We start from the raw sequence: 18,013 nt of genomic DNA on the forward strand, positions 1-18,013 counted from the left end.
GGAGGTTCACTCGATCGCGAACGTGATGGCCTCGTCCAGGTTCATCGCCTGGCCCTCCTCGAAGCAGTCCTGGTAGCGCTCCTCCCCCATGATCGCCAGGCATTCCTTCACGCACTGCTCGTGCTCGGCGCCGAAGGAGGCGGAGCCCATCAGGGGCAGGCCGAAGCTCCGCCAGTTCGCCTGGGCCGCGCCGAGCAGCGTGGCGGCACGCCGTACGTCCAGCTGGTCGCAAGCGATCAAGGCGAGAAGTTCGAGGTTGAGGCAGACGCCGAGAACGTCGTGGAAGCGCTGTTTGATGCGGAGCGAGGCCCGGGTGCTCTCCGCCGCGTCGACCAGGCTCCGGGTGGCGCGCTGGGCTCGGGCCCTGGCGTAGTAGGCATACGACCTGAGCCAGAGCTCGCCGCGCTGCTCGCAGGTGAGGATGCAGTCCTCCAGCACGGACATGGCCTGCTCGGCCTCGCCGAGGGCGGTCAGGGTGAGCGCGAGCTCCACGGTGGCCGGGAGCAGGCACGGGTTGAGATCCTGGTCGACGCTGCTGGAGGCGATCGTGGCGCCGAGGTTGCTCAGCGCGTCGTACAGCTCGCCGTTGAGGAACGCCGCGGTCCCCATCATCTTCCGGGCGAACAGCACCGACCGGAAGTCGCCGATCCGGCCCGCGGTGCGGCTGCACTCCTGGGCGATCCGCAGCGCGGTCTCGATGTCGCCCTGGCCGCTGACGACGTAGGAGTAGACCCAGAGCGCGCGGCAGCGCGGCACGCTCGGCTCGGGCGAGGCTTCAAGCGCCCGTTCCAGATACCGGCGCCCGACCCGGGACCATCCGCATCCCACCCAGAGGAACCAGAGCGAGGAGACCAGGTCCAGCCCGACCAGCACCTCACCCGGGTTGTCGAGGCAGTACTCCAGCGCGGTCTGGATATTGGCGTGTTCCTGCTGGATCCGGACATACCAGTACAGCTGGCCGCGCCCCGACCACGCCTGGTCTCCGCGCACGGCGAGGCGGAGGTAGTAGTCGCGGTGGCGCCGCTGCAGCGTCTCGGTCTCCTCCAGCCGCTTCAGCCACTCGGCGCCGTAGACGCGGACCGTCTCCAGGAGCCGGTATCGGATCCCGAGCGGGCCCTGCACCGGGATGAGGATGGACTTCTCCACCAGGCCCTGGACGGCGGGGAGGATCTGATCGCCCGGGAGCCGGTCGTCCGAGCAGATCTGCTCAAGGGCGGCGAGACCGCAATCCCCCGAGAAGACCGACATCCGCGCCCAGAGCAGCTTCTCCTGCGGTTCGCACAGTTCATGGCTGGAGCCGATCGCGGCGCGCAGCGTCCGATGCCGGTCCGTGCCGCGCCGGCTGCCCGTGAGCAGGTCGAGCCGGTCCTCCCCGATGCGGGCGAGGATCTCCCGCAGCGAGAGCGTCCGCAGCTGGACGGCGGCGAGTTCGATGGCGAGCGGGATCCCGTCCAGCCGATGGCACAGGTCGGCGACGAGGGGAGCGGTCTCCTCGTTCACGGTGAAGTCGCGGGCGGCGACCCGGGCCCGCTGCTCGAAGAGTTCCCCCGCCTCCGAGCGGAGCACCTGCTCTGCCGACGGATCCTCCGCCGGGGGAAGCGAGAGCGGCGGGAGCAGGTAGGAGAGTTCGCCGGGGACGTCCAGGAGCCTGCGTCCGGTGGCCAGCACACTCACCCCGGAGGTGCTCCGCAGCAGCTCGTCGACGAGCTCGGCGCAGGCGTCGGACATGACCTCGCAGCTGTCCAGGACGATGAGGAGCGTCCTGCCCTCAAGGAACTCGACGAGGCTGGTCATCTCGGAGCGCGCCGACTGGTCCCGCATCTTGAGGGCCGCGGCCACCATGTGCACGAGCAGGTCCTCATGCCGGAGCCGGGAGGCGTCCACATGCCAGATCCCGTCCGGGAACCGCTCCCGCAGCCGGTCGGCGGCCTCGACGGCGACCCGGGACTTCCCGGCGCCGCCGATGCCGGTCACCGTCACCAGGCGGGAGACCTCCAGCAGCTGCGCGATCGCCTTGAGCTCTCGTCCTCGCCCGACGAAACCGGTTCGCTGAACCGGCAGGTTGCCGTCGGCTCCGCCCACGAGCGTGCTCCCCCCTGGATCGGCCTGACCGCTATCTCTCCGTGAGGCTCTCTTTACGCATGTTATACGTGGGCGAAATGCCGTACGGAGCGAATGGATCAGGCCGGAACCGGGGCTTGTCTAACGTCATTTCCGACTAGTCAGAAATTTCCCGCTATTTGGGCACGCGGGCGACACAGAATACGGTCTGCCCGAACGGGGGACGGAACAGCTTTTCGAGGAAACGCGTGGTCGGTACGACCGTACGGTCGTAGATCTTGACCAGACGCGGGTCCGGGTAGCCGACGCCGCCCTTGCGCACCGCGAGCCACCAGGCGATGCCGCCGAGGAAGTTGATCGGCTTGAGGATCTGCGGGCGGAGGCCGGCGCCCACCACGGTGGCCCGCAGCGTCTTCGGCGTGTACCGCGTAACATGACCGACTTTTCGGTCGAAATCCCCATAAAGCTGCATATAGCCGGGAACCCAGATGACGATACGGCCGCCGGGCTTGGTCACCGCGGCGAGCGATTTCAACGCCGCCACATCGTCCTCGATGTGTTCGAGCACATTCATCATGACCACGGTGTCCACCGGGTCGTGGAGCGGAATGTCGGTCGGCAGGCCGAACTGCAGCACGTCGACGTCGTCCCGGTCGGCGAAACGGGACCGGAGCTGCTCCACGCAGTACGGGTCGAAGTCGCTGACCACCAGCCGGTCCAGCCGGGGCAGGAACTGCTCGGCGAAGTGGCCGAGCCCCGAACCGATCTCCAGCAACGATCGCCCGACGTGCGGTGCGACCATGTCGAATTCGTATTGCCTGTAGTTCTTGGCCTCATCCCCGCCGAGGTGGTTCTCAAGGGCGCCGTCACCGGCGGCCGGTTGCACTACGCGGTCATAACCTGACATGCATTCTGCCCAGACGGTTGATTAGAGCGACACATCGCCGCCTCTCCTACCCTGCTCACCCGATTATGCGCAGGGCATCTTGACCGCGGAGATTCTAATCAACGCGGCCGACCGACGCGCCGGTTCACGACCGGGAGTGGCGTGGAGCGCCGGTACGCCTGCGCCATCCACGACCCGTGACGTGCCAGAGCGGGTCACCGTACTTTACCCTGATCAACCGCTCCTGCCAGTTGTGTTCGGCGTCGTCGGGGTGCCGGGGGTACGCCCCGCCGTAGTGCGCGTGCACCACGGTCATGAGTGATTCGCGAATCACGTCGGCGTCCACCGACAGCCCCGGCCGGGCCACCGACGTCAGGGGATCACGGTCCACCAGCGGGGAGAGATACCGTCCGAGCAGCCACGACGGGGTGGTCACCTGCACCGTGGCGTGCTCAAGCACCGCCCCGCGGGTCCGGATCGCCGAGGTCGACGCGAACCTGTGCCCGTCGATGAGCAGGTCGCTGGTGATGACGGCCCCGAGCCACGCCACCGCGTCGGCGAGCATCGGCGCCAAGGAGGGGAACCCGGTGCGGCCGCGCGGCGTCGTCAGGCTGACGTGCAGACTGCCCGGACCGCTGTAGTACGGTTCTCCGCCGCCCGCCCGGCGGACCACGGGCAGGCCGTCCCGGGCGCAGGCGACCAGGTCGACGGCCCGGGTGAGGCGGTGGAACCTGCCCACCATCAGGCAGGGGGAGCTCTGCCAGATCCGGATCACCGGCGTGGACGAGGCCGAGCGCGCGAGCGCCTCATCCAGCGCGAGATTGCGAACCGGATCCAGGGTGTTGTCCACCAGTACATCGATCATGCGGCGTAGCCCTCCTGGATTCGCAGGATGGGGTGCATTGCATAGGGCTGCAAGTGCAGCCTTTTCACATGGTGATATGAATCGTCCGGCTTAGCCGCTCCGCGGCGACCTGCAGCCGCCGCGGGAGCGATTCGGCCCGGCCCAGCCGACTCGGTTTGGTGGAGACCGCGAGAGCCCCGACGACCTTCCCGTCGCCGACCGGCACGGCCGCGCACGCGGTCCCGAGGGCGTACTCCTCGTTGTCGTAGACGACGGTCCCGGGACCGTCGTCCAGACGCCGGAGCAGGTCACGCACCTCGGTGATCGTGTTCGGGGTGAGATCGAAGAGCGGGTGCCGGAAAAGGTAGTCACGACGTTCGTCCGTACCGAGCTGGCGGAGCACGCACTTGCCCAGGGCCGTGGCGTGCCCGGAGTCCTCGACCCCGACCCACAGGTCGACCCGCGGGGCGCGAGGTCCGTCGGCGACGTCGACGACCCGGATCTCACCGTCGAGGTAGAGCGAGAGGTAGACGGCCATGCCGAGTTCGTCCCGGAGCCCGCTCAGCACCGGATGAACCCGCGAGAGCAGGGCCTGGGTCCGGCTCTGCCCGTGCAGCGTGTCGACCCGCTCACCGATTACGTAGCATCCTTCATCGGTTTTCCGGAGATATCCCTCATGCAGAAGCGTGCGGAGAAGGTGGTACGTGGTGGCCAGCGGCAAGCCGGCCTGACGCGCGAGCAGTTTCGCGGGCGCGCCGCTCTCATGGCCGGCCACCGCCTCCAGCAAGCGCAACGCACGCTGCACCGAGGAGATCAGGGTCGGCTTGGACTCCCCCTCCATCACGATCAGTGCACCGCGTCGAACGTTCCACGGTCAAGCGGAATCGCGCAATTGCTCACACCGGCGGGTCGCCGACCGTGTGTCAAGCCCCATGTGCGGCCCGGCCGTCTAGCCTGATCACAAGGATTCAGCGCATTCGGGGGGATGCATGTTCACAAAACTAGGCGTCGGCCTGATCGTCTCATTTGGCCTGATGGCCACGGCGTGCAGCGGGGCGAGCACCACACGCGCCGTCGCCGAGCGACCGCCGGGCGCCGCCCCGGCCGCCGCCGCGGCCTTGCGGTTCACCGCCGAGACCGTCGCCGGGGAGGACTTCGACGGGGAGAGCCTGGCCGGCAAGCACGTGGTCTTCTGGTTCTGGTCCCCCTACTGCGCCTCCTGCGCGGCCGAAGCCCCGGCGGTCCGCTCCGCGATCGCCCGGTACGCCCCGCGGGGCGTCACGTTCGTCGGCGTCGGCGGACGCGACGACAGGGAGTCGATGGCGGGCTTCGTCAAGCGCACCGACACCGCAGACGTGACGCACATCGCCGACGAACAGGGCGAGGTCCGGCAGCGGCTCGGCGTGGCAGGGGACTCGACCTTTGTCTTCGTGAAACCCGACGGGAGCCTCACCCGGGTGTCCGGGCCACTCGTCATCACCACGCTCGCGGCACACGTCGACAAGCTGCTCAAACAGTGATCTGCTGCCGCAGCGCAACCGCCGCCCCGGCCCGGCCGCACCCGGCCGGGCCGGGGCGGCGGAGCATCGCCTTCCGGGCCTGCCTCCGGGAATCGGGCTTTGCTCCCGGCGCCTCGACGGGTTAGTGTCAGTCCATGCGCATGCGTAACTAAGTCGGCGTTGATCGGTTCAGCCCGATCCGCCCACCTCAGCCGTCCCGGCCGCCCAGTCTCGTGTTCCACGAGGCGACGCCGCCCGTAGTCCGCCCGTCCACTGCGGCTGCTGAGTGATTCGTCTGGCATGCATGGTGATCGCAACTCATGCCAAGCCGCACAACGTTTGCGTAAGGAGTCCGTTTTGTTTCCCGTTTCCGAGCCCGAAGACCACACGGGTGATATCTCTCTGCCCGAGCATCTTGAGCTTCCCCAGGCCGACGACGACGCTCCCGCCCCCGAGGTGGAGCAGCGTCCCGAACGCCCCAAGATGCGGGCCCAACTCCCCCAGCACCTCAGAAACCGAGGCCAGGACCAGCGACGCTTCCAGCCGCCCCCGGTCCCACCCCGTCAGATGACCCGCCGGCAGCACCGTCCCAAGTGACCCGGGGCCGTGGGCCCGCTCCGCTCCCACGGGGCGGGCCACGGCGTGCGGTACGGGCTCCGGCGAGAAGATCACGCCGCGAACGCCGTACCGGATCCGGGGTCAGAGGCGTTCGATGACGGTGACGTTGGCCTGGCCGCCGCCTTCGCACATGGTCTGCAGGCCGTAGCGTCCGCCGGTGCGCTCCAGTTCGTGCAGGAGCTTGGTCATCAGGATCGCGCCGGTGGCGCCGAGCGGATGGCCGAGGGCGAGTGCGCCGCCGTTGGGGTTGACCTTGGCCGGATCGGCGCCGAGCTCCCGGAGCCAGGCCATCGGCACCGGGGAGAACGCCTCGTTGATCTCGACGACGTCGATGTCGTCGATGCTCAGCCCCGCCTTGCGCAGCGCCTTGCGGGTCGCCGGGATCGGCGCGGTCAGCATGTACACCGGGTCGTCGCCGACCAGGCTGAGCGTGACGATCCTCGCCCGCGGGGTGAGGCCGTGCTCGGCCACCGCGGCCTCGGAGGCGATGAGCAGGGCGCCCGCGCCGTCGGAGATCTGGGAGGCGGTCGCCGCCGTGATCTTCCCTTCCTCGCGGAGGGTCTTCAGCTCGGCCATCTTCGCCGGGGTCGTCTCCGGTCGGGGGCCTTCGTCGTGGACGACGCCCGCCAGCGGTTCGATCTGGTCGGCGAAACGGCCTTCGGCGATCGCCCGTGCGGCCCGCCGGTGGCTCTCGTAGGCGTACTCCTCCAGCTCGGCCCGGCTGAAGCCCCACTTCTCGCACATGAGCTCGGCCCCGCGGAACTGGGAGATCTCCTGGGTGCCGTACCGCTCGACCCATTTCTCGCCCAAGGGGAAGGGCATCCCCTTCTCCAGCGCCACGGTGACCGCCGAAGCGAGCGGCACGATGCTCATCGACTCGACCCCGGAGGCGACCACCAGGTCCTGGGTGCCGGACAACACCCCTTGAGCTGCGAAATGTACGGCCTGCTGGGATGAGCCGCATTGGCGGTCGATCGTCACCCCGGCCACGCTCTCCGGCAACCCCGCGGAAAGCCAGGCGTTCCTGGCGATGTCCATGCTTTGCGGGCCGAACTGCATGACACAACCCATGATCACATCGTCCACCGCGGCGGGATCGACCCCGGTCCGATCGATCAACGCCCGCAGCACGTGGGCGGCGAGATCGGTGGGGTGGACCGCGGAAAGCCCGCCCTTCTTCCTGCCGACCGGGCTTCGAACCGCTCCGACGATGTACGCCTCTGCCACCACGCCTCCAGAGCCTGGGAGGAAAACCGAACGCTATTCGGTCAGGCTACACCCGCCCCAAATCGCGGGATCAGGCGCGCTTGGCGTCGGTGAGGGTGGCGTAGACGATGATGTTGTCGGTGTAGCTGTGGGTTCTGGGGTTGTACACGCCACCGCAGGTGATCAGCCGGAGCTCGGCGTTCTTCCGATTGGAGTACACCCGCGAGGTGGGGAAAATCCTCTTACTCGCCTGTTCGACGCCGTCCACGGTGAAAGTGGCCGTCACCCCGTCGGCACGGATGACCTTGATGGTGTCACCCCGCCGGATCAAACCCAGCTTGCTGAACACCGCGCTCTTGGTTCGGGTGTCCTTGTGGCCCAGAACCACCGACGGCCCCCGTTCGCCCGGCTGAGGCCCGTACTTGTACCAGCCGACCAGGTTCGGCCGGTTCAGCGAAGGTGTCTGGATCTCGCCCCTGGCGGTCAATCCCATCGTGTCGATCGGCGCGTTCACCCCGATCTTCGAGATCACCAGCCGGGCCGGGGCCGCCGGGCCGATCGGCTTGATCGGCGGCGCCACCGCCACCGGCGGCGGCGCCGTCAGCTCCGCCTGGGTCAACGGAACCCCTTCACCGCCCGGCCCCACCGTCGGAGCCAGATTCAGCGGCTCCGGCACCGGTCCCTGACTCGCCGGCCCAGGGCCCGGACCGGGGATACCGGACCCCACCACCTCCTGGACCGTCGGCGACAGCGTGAAAATCAAACCGACCATCACGATCGCCACACCCGCCACCGCGGCCAGGCCCAGCGCCCACTGCATCACCCGGCCACCGTCCACCCGGCCACCGGAGATCCGCTGCCGGGCGAGCATCTGCTGCTGTTGCTGCGCCTGCCCGGCCATCACCATCTGCATCACGGCCATGACCTGCTCGGGGGTGAGCGGCCGGCCCTGCTGCGCGTACTGCGCGGCGACCGCCTGCTGATAGGCGAATACGGCCTGGGCCTGCTCCGGCGTTAGCGGCTGCCCCTGAACCCCCTCGGCTCCCGGGGTCTGACCGCTCGGCTGATCACTCATGAGCTACCCCGATCAGCGCCCGCTCGCCCGCTGGATCCGACGACGCCGCACCTCCAGGCCGCCCAGCGTACCCGCGAGGGCCAGCGCCGCCCCGATCGTGACCAGGAGCGTGCCGGACGGCATCGACTCGCCACCGCCACCGGTCGCCACACCGTCCTTCGGCGTCCGCCGGACCTGCGCACCCTTCGTCACCGTCGCGGTCGCCGTAGCCGGGGACGGCGTAACCGTCACCGTGCTGGTCGGCGACACCGTAACCGTCGGGGCACCCGTCACCGTGATCGAGACGTTCGGTGCGGTACCCGACTTGATCGTGCAGGAGATGCTTCCGCTCACACCACTCCCGGAGACCTGCACGACGAACTTGCCTGCCGTGATGACCGTCGTCCCGCTCTTCGTCAACGCGACATTGGTGTCCCTGCTGACGAGCGGAATCTCCGCGTCCTCCGCGATGGCGCTCGTGTTCGCGGCTCCTTCGGAGTTCACCGTCTTGGTCCCCTCGGCACCGGTCAGGTTGAGATCGGCGACGACCTTTGTGCTGCCGGCCGGGAACTGCACCGGCGCCGTCAGCAGATCGGCCTCCGCGGCCCATCGAACCACGGCGTTGCTTCCCGCGGCCACCGACGTGTTCGTGGCGGTCAGCGTGACGTCCACGTCGTAGTCATCGGAGACACCCCACCCGGAGGAAGGCGTACAGGTGTATGTCAGGTTCCCGGTCTGGGAACCCGAGTTGGTGATCTGGACCGAGGCGCTCGGCCACGTACCCGTGCCTGTCCGGGTACACACGATACTGCCCGCCGGTGTGCCCCCTGACGCCGCGACCGTCTCGATGGTGAACTCACCTGCCGTGACCACGAGGGTGCCGACGGTCGCGTTCGTGGTCGGAATCTTGAGGGTGTGCTTGGTGCCCAACGGCAGGTTGTCACCCGCGTCGGATGTGCCGGTGAGCAGAGTGTCGTAGACGGTACTCGGAGTCGGATTGCCCGACGTCGCCGTACCCATCTTCACCTTCAGCCTTGCCGCACCCGTCCCAAGGTCTATCGGAGTGGTCAGCTGGGAGCCGGTCGCCTGCCAATCGATCTCTACGTTCGCACCCTTCCGCACCGATGTCGCCTTCGGGGTAAGGGTGATGGTGAAGTCATGGCTGGTCTGCCCTGTTCCAAGCGATCTGTTTCGCTCACACGAATAGCGTCCTGGATCACTTTGAGCAGGTTCCACAGTGATCGTCGTGGTAGGCGGAGCGGTCGTGTCCTCACAGGTGACGATTCCGGCCAGCGGGGTTTCACCTCCGGCGGTCACATGGACGCGAAACTTCCCTGGTGAAATGACTATGTTCCCGGTCTTCAACGGGGTGAACGGAATTACCAGTTCACTGGGGAGCGGAATGATCGTGCCCTTTGGCAAGGCGGTTCCGTTGGAGTCACCGACCTTCGGCTGTGTGGTGCCGTCACTTGTCGATGCAAAGTCAATGGACGCGTCAACCTTGGCTGCGTTCGCCGCAAGGTCGACTGGAGCCACCAGCTCATCGCCCGCAACGTAGGTCGCCTTCCACGTCACCGTGGAAGGCGAATCCTTGCGGACTGTTCCCGCCGCAGGGGGAATGAGTTCGACGTTCAACTTGACTGTCTGAGCTACAGGCACAGGATCGCTCAGCCCAGTGGAGACACAGTTGTATGTCACTTCCGCCGCCGCGACGGCTACCGCCGGGGTGGCGCCCAAGGTGAAAACGGCTACTGCGGTGGTCAGTCCGGCCGTGCTCAGCGCGGATGCCGTCGCGACGATGCCGCGCCACGCTCTCGACTTGAACACTGTGCTCTCCGTTTCCCGCAGCCTAGGAGTCCCTACACCCGGCGAACAACGATGGCAGTTCATGGTCACAATTTGGTGGACATCTTACGTTTTCATGATGTTGCGCGTGGGAACAAGTCGCACCTTCGTTGCCGCTGAGACCTAGGCTCGACTGGGTGGGGACCGCTCTGGGGGAGGCTGCATGAAGGAGCACGGGACCGCTGAACAGGGCTGGGAATCCGGCGGTGGCAACGAGCTGACCAGCCAGGATCTGGTGAGTATCGGGGAGCTCGCCCGTTCGGCCGGGGTGAGTTGCCGGACGATCCGCTACTACGAGGAGCTGGGTATCCTCCCCGAACCGAAGAGGTCTCCGGGGGGTACGCGAAAATATCCGTCGAACTATCGCGCGTACTTGGAGACGGCGCTCTCGCTGAAGGAGCTGGGCTTCAGCCTGGAGGAGATCAAGCTGCTCAAGGGGCTGACCGGCGGTCAGGGAATGACGGGCCGGCAGTACCACGAGGCCGTCGAGGTCGTCACGGAGAAGATGCGGGCCTTGGAGGAGAAGGTCGCGACGCTACGGCGGATCCGCGACACCCTGCGCGGGGAAGCGTCCGCGCACACCGTACCGGCCCAGTCTCCGCCGGTCTCCGTGCCGAACCCGCAGAACGCCGAATCCGCCTGAGGCTCGACCGATCTGCCGGAACCCGCCTGGCGGCCGTACTCGGCGGTGGATCACCGCCTTGAGGCCGTACCCACCGCGAAGACGCCGAGGCGGGGTGGGAGACCCCTGCGTGACGGACCGGCCGCCTTCAGGCCGTACCCGACCTGAAGGACTCCACCGAGCCTGCCGGGAGCACCCTGCACGACAGATCATGCGCCTTCAGGCCGTACTCATCCTGGAGACGCCGTGGTTTGGAGGCAACCGCCGGGATCGGGGCGGCAGAAGAAGCCGCCTGACGGCCGTACCGGCGTGCCCGCGGGGTTTTCCCGCCCCATCCGGGCGGGGCAGGGCACATACTGGCGTCAGGGAGTCGAGTTGCCCGGGAGGCCTGCGGTGGACGGCGGAATCATCCTTCTGATCTTCCTGGCGCTGCTCGCCTGCTGGCTGGTCAACAAGGTCGCCAGGTTCTTCCGGCTCCCCAAGGTCGGCTACGCGGGCATCATCATCGTGTTCGTGCTGGTCATGCTGGCCCTGTGGGGCCAGACGTTCGACCGGTAGCGCCTCAGCGGAGCTTGGTGGGGATTTCGAACCAGACGGCTTTGCCTTCCCGGGTCGGTCGGGAGCCCCACCGGTTGGCGAGCTGGTCGACGAGGTAGAGTCCGCGCCCGCCTTCGTCGTTCTCGCCCGCGGAGCGGATCCGCGGCAGCCGCAGGTCCTGGTCGAAGACCTCCACCCAGACCGACTCGGCGCCGCGCCGGAGCCGGAGGGTGAACTCCTTACCGGGGTAGGGCGCCTCCTCCTGCTCCTCGTCGTCCCACGGTTCGTCCATCGCCGCGTCGAAGCCGAACCCCCTGGAGGGGGCGGGTGCCCCGGCCGCGTGCAGGACCACGTTGGTCACCACTTCGGAGACGAGCAGGCAGGCGAGTTCGGCGCGCTCCTCGGGGACCATCCAGTCGGTGAACGCCTGGGCCGCCATGTGCCGCGCCTCACCCACCATGATCGGTTCGGCGGGGAAGGTGCGCTCGGCGACGTCGAGTTCCTGGGCGACCGACCGGACGACCAGGATCGCCATGTCGTCGTCGATCTCGCCGGGCACCGCGAGGGTGATCGTGTCGGCGATGTCCTCCACCGGGGAGTCGCCGATCCGGACCAGCGCCTTCTTCAGCAGGCCGAGCGACTCCTCGTCGCTGTAGACCTTGACCTCGGCGTCGCGGATCGGACGCCGGTCGATCAGGCCGTCGGTGTAGAGCAGCAGGGTGGAACCGGGCGGAAGGAGACGGGTCTCCTCCTTGTAGACGAGGTCGGCGTGGATGGCGTTGAGCCGCACCCCGAGCGGCTGGCCCACCTCGCCGATCTCCAGCTCGTCGACCTCGCCGTCGACCAGGAGCAGCGGTGGCGCGTGCCCGGCGTTGGCGAAGGAGAGCTCCCGCGACCAGGCGTCGTAGATCAGGTACTGGCAGGTCACGATCGGCGGGTTGCTGACGTCGGCGCCGTACAGGTCCCGCTCGGGGTTGGCGATGGTCCGGGTCCACTCGTCCAGCCTGGCCAGGATGTCCGCCGGGGACTTGTCGTCCTGGGCGAAGGCCCGGAGCGCCGCACGGAGCTGGCCCATGACGGCCGCGGCCCGCGCCCCCCGGCCTTCGACGTCGCCGATGACGATGCCGACCCGGCCCGCGCTGAGCTCGATGACGTCGTACCAGTCCCCGCCCACCTGGGTCTGGATGCCCTGGCCGTGACTGACGAGCGGCGAGGCCGGGCAGTAGCGGACGGCGATCTCCAGGCCGTCCAGGGGGGGCAGCTCCCGGGGAAGCAGGTGCCGCTGGAAGGACTCGGCGGTACGCCGTTCCTCCTCGAACAGGAGCGCGTTGTCCACGGCGAGCGCGACCCGGGTGGCGATGGCGCCGGCGAAGTCGCGGTCGAAGGTGTCGTAGTGCGGGGAGCTGCGCCGGGTGAGGTTGGAGAGCCCGAGGTACATCAGCCCCAGCACCTCGCCGCGGGCGCAGAGCGGGGCGACGATGGCCGAGGTCATCCCGATCTCACCGCACAGCCGGGCGCTCTCGTCGGTGGTCTCGTAGCCGTGGACGGTCTTGGCGAAGTCCTCGACGAGGATGGTCTCCTGCCGGCGGACCGCGGTGTCGGCGTAGTGTCCCGGCGGATACTCGATGTGGGCGCCGATCGGCCGCCAGGTGCCCGGGGGCGGCGACCAGCCGGGCACGTGGGTGGAGACGCGGCGGACGAACCGCTCCCCCTCCTTGAGCTCGATGAAGCAGTGGTCGGCGAACTGGGGGACCAGGATCTCGGCGACGCGTTTGAGCGTCTCCTCCAGGTAGAGGGAGCTGGCCAGGCGTTCGCCGATCCGCTCAAGCAGCCCGAAGCGGTCCTTTTCCCGCTCGTTGCTGCGCATCGCCTCCCGGGCCATGATCACGATGCCGGTGACGGCGCCCTCCGGGTGCCGGAGCGGTACGGCCTGGGCCCGTACATAGATCACCGAACCGTCGCCGCGGACGACGTCGAACGTGCCCTCCCACACCCCGCCCCGCAGGACGTGGGTGGCGAGCTCCACGGCGAGCGGCTGATCCTTCTCCGCGATACCGAGGGCCAGGGCGGGGGACGAGGAGTCGTCGTCAACCCGCCCGAAAAGCCGCTCTGCGAAAGGGTTCCAGTACAGAACGTTACTGAAACGATCCGTCACCACCACGGCCATATCCGTCTGGTCCAGCACCGCCATAGCCGAGAGCTGGTCCGCCGTGTCGTGGGACACATCCCCCCAACGCTTCATTCAGTTGCCGCCTTGCCGTGACCGAATGCCATCGGGCGAAACGGTCTAACGCTTGGCGACAAACACATGCACAGCGACGTCCCGCGGCAAATCCACGGAGGTGCTACTGGCCTCGTCGTCACCTATCACCCGCACACCGTTGTCGCCCGCCACGAGCGTCACCTCGCGTCCGGGTTGTATCCCAACTTGCTTGAGTTTAAGCATCACAGCAGGATCACTTTGCACTTGTTCACTAATCCGGCGGACTATTACGCGAACCCCTTCGGTCCCCGCGACATCCGTCATCGTGCTGACCAGCGATTCCTTTACCGCGTGCTCCTCCACCCCCAGCTCGGCCAGACCCGGGATGGGGTTGCCGTGCGGGCAGACCGTCGGATTGTCCAGGAGGGTGACGAGTCTGGACTCCACGGCCTCCGACATGACGTGCTCCCAGCGGCAGGCCTCGATGTGGACGTCCTCCCACGGCATGCCGATCACCTGGGTGAGGAGGCACTCGGCGAGCCGGTGCTTGCGCATCACCCGGGTGGCGAGGACACGACCGAGATCGGTCATCGCGAGATGCCGGTCGCCCTCCACTTTGACGAGCCCGTCCCGCTCCATCCGGGCGACGGTCTGGCTGACGGTGGGGCCACTCTGCTGGAGTCGCTCCGCGATGCGGGCGCGCAGGGGCGTGATCCCCTCTTCTTCCAGCTCGTAGATCGTACGGAGGTACATCTCCGTAGTGTCGATCAGGCCATGTGCGGTCAACGGCTCCTCCCGTCCTGTCTCGATGCTACGTCGGAGAACCTCCCGACTGAGAACGACTTACCCGGGCAACCTTCACCGGGTCTCAATCATCCAGCAGAACTACGGTTATGACCACGGACAACCGCCCGACTACCCGAATCATTCCGGACGGGCCGACAGTGATCGTCTTCGACGTGTCCCACGAGCATGCCAGGGTACGGCGGCTCGCGCGAGTCTTACCCGGATACGGATGACGTCCGGCCCGTACCCTGCGGTGAACGGTCCGACGACCGGAAGATCACCCCGGTGGTTCCGTGCGCTTGCCCGCATCGTAGTGACGGAAGGCGGGCACGGCCAGTCCCACGATCAACACCAGTACCGCGCACACCAGCCCGCCGCCCACCCACGCCGGCCCGGCCCCCCAGGCCACGGCGGTCGTTCCGGCGCGAAGATCGCCGAGTCGCGGGCCGCCGGCCACCACGACGGTGAACACGCCCTGCATCCGCCCCCGCATCTCGTCCGGGGCGTGCGTCTGCAGGATCGTCTGCCGCCACACGGCCGAAACGATGTCCGCCGCGCCGCCACAGGCCAGCAGGGCCACCATCAGCCAGAGCTCGTGGGCGAGTCCCGCGGCGGCCACCGACAGGCCCCAGAACGCGATGACGAGCGTGAGGGCGATCCCCTGGCGCCGTACCCGTCCGACCCAGCCCGAGGCGAGGCCGCCGATGACCGAGCCGAGCGCGATGGAGGCGTTGAGCCAACCGAAGGCGATCTCCGACCCGCCGAAACGCTGCTCCGTGATCTCGGGGAAGAGCGCCTTGGGCAGGGCGAAGGCCATCGCGATGATGTCCACGACGAACGACATCAGCACCACGGGCTGCTTCGTCAGGAAGCGGAGCCCCTCGATCACCGACCGCATCCCGGGGCGGGTCGTCTCACCGAGCGGAGGGATCGGGGGCAGCCGCCAGGCCGCGTACAGCCCGCCCAGGAAGAGCACCGCGTCGATCCCGTACGCGAGGGCGAAACCGCCGCCGGCCAGCACCACCCCACCGAGCAGCGGCCCGAGCACCGTGCCCAGGCTCCCGGCGAGGAAGTTCAGGGTGTTGGCCGCGGGAACCGCCTCCAGCGGCACCAGCCTGGGGACCATGGCCCCGCGCGTCGGCGCCGTGATCGCGAAACCGGCGGAGTGCAGCGCGGCCAGCAGGAGCAGCAGGCCGACCTGGCGGAGCTCCAGCACCGCCTGGAGGAGGAGGCCCAGGGTCGCGGCCCAGGCGACGACCGCGCCGACGATGAGGAGTTTGCGGCGGTCCACCGCGTCGGCGACGGCCCCGCCCCAGAGCCCGAAGACCATGAGGGGGATCAGATTGGCCGGGCCGAGCATCCCGACCCAGAACGACGAGTCGGTGATCGCGTAGATCTCGGCGGCCATGGCGGTCGAGGTGAGTTGAAAACCGATGAACGAGACGCTCTGTCCGAACCAGAGCCGGCGGAACGCCGGGTGCCGGAGCGGCCGTACGTCGACCGCCTGCCGCCGGATGAGGTTAAGGAGCAAGGCGCTCCACCGTCCAGACGTCCGCCGATCGTCGATATCGGAACCGGTCGTGCAACCGGTTGATCTGTCCCTGCCAGAACTCGAACGTGTCCGGGGCCACCAGCAGCCCACCCCAGAAGTCCGGTACGGGCACCGCCTCCTCGGTCGGCCAGCGCGCGGCCAGCTCGGCGTAGCGGGCGTCGAGCTCCTCGCGGGAGGAGACCACGGTGGACTGGGGCGAAGCCCAGGCGCCCAGGCGCGAGCCGTACGGGCGGGAATGGAAGTAGACGGCGGTCTCCTCCGGCGAGAGCCGGGTCACCTCGCCCTCGACGAGCACCTGGCGCTTGAGCGGGTGCCAGGGGAAGAGGAGACACGCCCGGGGGTTGGCGGCCAGCTCCCGGCCCTTGCGGGACTCGTAGTTCGTGTAGAAGACGAACCCTTTGGCGGAGAAACCCTTGAGCAGCACGGTACGGGCGCTCGGGCGGCCGTCCGGCGTGGCGGTCGCCACGACCATCGCGTTCGGTTCGGTCAGCCCCGCGGCGAGCGCCTCGGAAAACCAGGCTGTGAATTGCGTCACCGGATCCGCGGCCAGATCGGCCTCGTTGAGCGGCGTTCCTTCGTAAGTACGGCGAAGTGCCGTCAGATTCGGCACTTCCACGTCGTCGAGACTCTCCACGGGACCGTATTCTTCCCGGTTCGGCCGAGGCGATCCGCAGTGCCCCCGGCGCGTTTCGGGGGTCCGGCCAACAGAGACGACAAGGCAGGGGGTTGAATATGAGCCGCCGGTATCTTGACATCAAGGCTTCTAGCAGAGGAGGCGGCCGGGTATGTCCGACTTCAAACCCGGTCTCGAAGGCGTCGTAGCTTTCGAGACTGAGATCGCGGAACCGGACAAAGAAGGAGGTGCCCTTCGTTACAGGGGCGTTGACATCGAGGAACTCGTCGGTCGTGTCTCCTATGGACACGTCTGGGGTCTGCTCGTGGACAACAAGTTCCAGCCGGGTCTGCCCCCGGCGGAGCCGTACCCCATCCCCGTCCATTCCGGGGACATCCGGGTGGATGTGCAGAGTGCGCTGGCCATGCTCGCGCCCGCGTACGGCATGCGCCCGCTGCTCGACATCGACGAGAATCAGGCCCGGGACGACCTGGCGCGCGCCAGCGTCACCGCGCTGAGCTTCGTCGCCCAGTCCGCCCGCGGGCTCGGCCTGCCGATGGTGCCCCAGCGGCGGGTCGACGAGGCCAGGACCATCGTCGAGCGCTTCATGGTCCGATGGCGCGGCGAACCCGATCCCGCGCATGTGAAGGCGATCGACGCCTACTGGACTTCCGCCGCCGAACACGGCATGAACGCCTCGACCTTCACCGCGCGGGTGATCGCCTCCACCGGTGCCGACGTCGCCGCCGCGATGAGCGGTGCCGTGGGCGCCATGTCCGGCCCGCTGCACGGCGGCGCCCCCGCCCGCGTCCTGCACATGATCGAAGAGGTTGAGCGGATCGGCGACGCCGAGGTCTACGTCAAGCAGGCCCTCGACGGCGGCGAGCGGCTCATGGGCTTCGGCCACCGGGTCTACCGGGCCGAGGACCCCCGGGCCCGCGTGCTGCGCCGTACCGCCCAGGAGCTGAACGCGCCGCGTTACGAGGTCGCGGTCGCGCTGGAGAACGCGGCCCTCGCCGAGCTGCACGCCCGCAAGCCCGACCGGGTGCTCGCCACCAATGTGGAGTTCTGGGCGGCGATCATTCTGGACTTCGCCGAAGTCCCCTCGCACATGTTCACGTCGATGTTCACCTGCGCGCGAACGGCCGGCTGGGCCGCGCACATCCTCGAACAGAAGCGTACGGGCAGGCTCGTCCGCCCCAGCGCCACCTATGTGGGCCCACCGCTGCGCTCCGTGCGCGAGGTGCCCGGCGCCGACGAGGTCGTCGACAGGTTCTAGGCCTTCCGTCCCCCGGACCGGATACGGGATCGACGAGATTTCAGACTATGACTCTGAGTCGCCAAAGTGACCCAGGGTCACCGACTCAGAGTCATAGGTGAAATCCCCTTCCGACCATTACGCGGATCGTCCGTGATGTTCGCGTGATGTAATTCACAGCTCGCTTTGAATAGTCTTTTTAAATCAGCGTCTCTGAAATTCCCGGGCACGCGGCGCCGACCCGATCACCTGATCACTGAAATCAGATCAGGTCGTTCCTTCCCCGTCCGCCGCCGGCCCGGTAAGGCGCCACGCGGGTCCGGCGTCCGCTCGCGGACCGGCCCGCGCCACGTGGATGCGCGTACGATCTTCTTCCAGGTCGTACGGCATCCGCAGTGCGGCCGTCGACCGTTGCAAAGGGTTTTCCAC

General features: G+C 68.1%; 16 protein-coding genes. 5 read left to right on the forward strand and 11 right to left on the reverse strand.

The window, feature by feature from the left end; genetic code table 11:
* Positions 1-6: 6 nt before the first annotated feature.
* The 4 genes from RUR_RS30775 to RUR_RS30790 all read right to left on the reverse strand — a co-directional run bounded on the left by RUR_RS30775 (position 7) and on the right by RUR_RS30790 (position 4,632).
* Entirely contained in the window at positions 7-2,082 is a 2,076-nt protein-coding gene (locus tag RUR_RS30775) for an ATP-binding protein (RefSeq protein ID WP_283138723.1), read from the reverse strand.
* Positions 2,083-2,236: 154 nt separating this feature from the next.
* Positions 2,237-2,863 (reverse strand): class I SAM-dependent methyltransferase, encoded by a 627-nt coding sequence (locus RUR_RS30780; protein ID WP_283138724.1) that lies wholly within the window; start codon positions 2,861-2,863, stop codon positions 2,237-2,239.
* A gap of 229 nt (positions 2,864-3,092) precedes the next feature.
* On the reverse strand, positions 3,093-3,812 hold the full coding sequence (locus tag RUR_RS30785) for a lipoate--protein ligase family protein (RefSeq protein ID WP_283138725.1): 720 nt from the start codon (positions 3,810-3,812) through the stop codon (positions 3,093-3,095).
* A gap of 64 nt (positions 3,813-3,876) precedes the next feature.
* On the reverse strand, positions 3,877-4,632 hold the full coding sequence (locus RUR_RS30790; RefSeq protein WP_283138726.1) for an IclR family transcriptional regulator: 756 nt from the start codon (positions 4,630-4,632) through the stop codon (positions 3,877-3,879).
* A 148-nt stretch (positions 4,633-4,780) separates the two neighbouring features.
* On the opposite strand from RUR_RS30790, the gene RUR_RS30795 reads away from it, so the two are divergent.
* Positions 4,781-5,311 (forward strand): TlpA family protein disulfide reductase, encoded by a 531-nt coding sequence (locus RUR_RS30795; RefSeq protein WP_283138727.1) that lies wholly within the window; start codon positions 4,781-4,783, stop codon positions 5,309-5,311.
* Between the two features lie 336 nt (positions 5,312-5,647).
* Positions 5,648-5,887 (forward strand): hypothetical protein, encoded by a 240-nt coding sequence (locus RUR_RS30800; protein WP_283138728.1) that lies wholly within the window; start codon positions 5,648-5,650, stop codon positions 5,885-5,887.
* A 102-nt stretch (positions 5,888-5,989) separates the two neighbouring features.
* On the opposite strand, the gene RUR_RS30805 is transcribed toward RUR_RS30800, so the two are convergent.
* From RUR_RS30805 to RUR_RS30815, 3 genes are all read right to left on the reverse strand, one after another.
* On the reverse strand, positions 5,990-7,135 hold the full coding sequence (locus tag RUR_RS30805; RefSeq protein ID WP_283138729.1) for an acetyl-CoA C-acetyltransferase: 1,146 nt from the start codon (positions 7,133-7,135) through the stop codon (positions 5,990-5,992).
* Between the two features lie 70 nt (positions 7,136-7,205).
* Complete coding sequence (locus tag RUR_RS30810) at positions 7,206-8,189, reverse strand: class F sortase (protein WP_283138730.1); 984 nt, start codon at positions 8,187-8,189, stop codon at positions 7,206-7,208.
* A 12-nt stretch (positions 8,190-8,201) separates the two neighbouring features.
* Positions 8,202-9,995: a hypothetical protein gene (locus RUR_RS30815; RefSeq protein WP_283138731.1), complete on the reverse strand. Its 1,794-nt coding sequence runs from the start codon at positions 9,993-9,995 to the stop codon at positions 8,202-8,204.
* Between the two features lie 181 nt (positions 9,996-10,176).
* On the opposite strand from RUR_RS30815, the gene RUR_RS30820 reads away from it, so the two are divergent.
* Positions 10,177-10,656, forward strand: coding sequence for a MerR family transcriptional regulator (locus RUR_RS30820; RefSeq protein WP_283138732.1), 480 nt, complete (start codon positions 10,177-10,179; stop codon positions 10,654-10,656).
* A 372-nt stretch (positions 10,657-11,028) separates the two neighbouring features.
* Complete coding sequence (locus tag RUR_RS30825; protein ID WP_283138733.1) at positions 11,029-11,193, forward strand: hypothetical protein; 165 nt, start codon at positions 11,029-11,031, stop codon at positions 11,191-11,193.
* A gap of 4 nt (positions 11,194-11,197) precedes the next feature.
* On the opposite strand, the gene RUR_RS30830 is transcribed toward RUR_RS30825, so the two are convergent.
* The 4 genes from RUR_RS30830 to pdxH all read right to left on the reverse strand — a co-directional run bounded on the left by RUR_RS30830 (position 11,198) and on the right by pdxH (position 16,347).
* A complete protein-coding gene (locus RUR_RS30830) occupies positions 11,198-13,414 on the reverse strand; it encodes an ATP-binding SpoIIE family protein phosphatase (protein ID WP_283138734.1) in 2,217 nt (738 codons plus the stop codon).
* Positions 13,415-13,459: 45 nt separating this feature from the next.
* A complete protein-coding gene (locus RUR_RS30835) occupies positions 13,460-14,161 on the reverse strand; it encodes an iron-dependent transcriptional repressor DtxR (RefSeq protein ID WP_283138735.1) in 702 nt (233 codons plus the stop codon).
* A gap of 277 nt (positions 14,162-14,438) precedes the next feature.
* Entirely contained in the window at positions 14,439-15,692 is a 1,254-nt protein-coding gene (locus tag RUR_RS30840; RefSeq protein WP_283138736.1) for an MFS transporter, read from the reverse strand.
* Positions 15,682-16,347, reverse strand: coding sequence for a pyridoxamine 5'-phosphate oxidase (gene pdxH / locus RUR_RS30845; RefSeq protein WP_283138737.1), 666 nt, complete (start codon positions 16,345-16,347; stop codon positions 15,682-15,684). The genes RUR_RS30840 and pdxH overlap by 11 nt, the downstream gene beginning before the upstream one ends.
* A 151-nt stretch (positions 16,348-16,498) precedes the next feature.
* Between pdxH and RUR_RS30850 the strand changes: the two genes are divergently transcribed.
* A complete protein-coding gene (locus RUR_RS30850) occupies positions 16,499-17,605 on the forward strand; it encodes a citrate synthase 2 (RefSeq protein WP_283138738.1) in 1,107 nt (368 codons plus the stop codon).
* Positions 17,606-18,013: the final 408 nt, after the last annotated feature.

Origin of the sequence: Rhizohabitans arisaemae (genome assembly GCF_025996515.1) — a bacterium.
GTDB lineage: Bacteria > Actinomycetota > Actinomycetes > Streptosporangiales > Streptosporangiaceae > Rhizohabitans > Rhizohabitans arisaemae.

Bases quoted from the DNA above. Each gene is read 5' to 3' on its own strand.
- RUR_RS30780 (WP_283138724.1), bottom strand. From the start codon at position 2,863: ATGGTCGCACCGCACGTCGGGCGATCGTTGCTGGAGATCGGTTCGGGG.
- RUR_RS30785 (WP_283138725.1), bottom strand. From the start codon at position 3,812: ATGATCGATGTACTGGTGGACAACACCCTGGATCCGGTTCGCAATCTC.
- RUR_RS30790 (WP_283138726.1), bottom strand. From the start codon at position 4,632: ATGGAGGGGGAGTCCAAGCCGACCCTGATCTCCTCGGTGCAGCGTGCG.
- RUR_RS30795 (WP_283138727.1), top strand. From the start codon at position 4,781: ATGTTCACAAAACTAGGCGTCGGCCTGATCGTCTCATTTGGCCTGATG.
- RUR_RS30810 (WP_283138730.1), bottom strand. From the start codon at position 8,189: ATGAGTGATCAGCCGAGCGGTCAGACCCCGGGAGCCGAGGGGGTTCAG.
- RUR_RS30820 (WP_283138732.1), top strand. From the start codon at position 10,177: ATGAAGGAGCACGGGACCGCTGAACAGGGCTGGGAATCCGGCGGTGGC.
- RUR_RS30830 (WP_283138734.1), bottom strand. From the start codon at position 13,414: ATGAAGCGTTGGGGGGATGTGTCCCACGACACGGCGGACCAGCTCTCG.
- RUR_RS30850 (WP_283138738.1), top strand. From the start codon at position 16,499: ATGTCCGACTTCAAACCCGGTCTCGAAGGCGTCGTAGCTTTCGAGACT.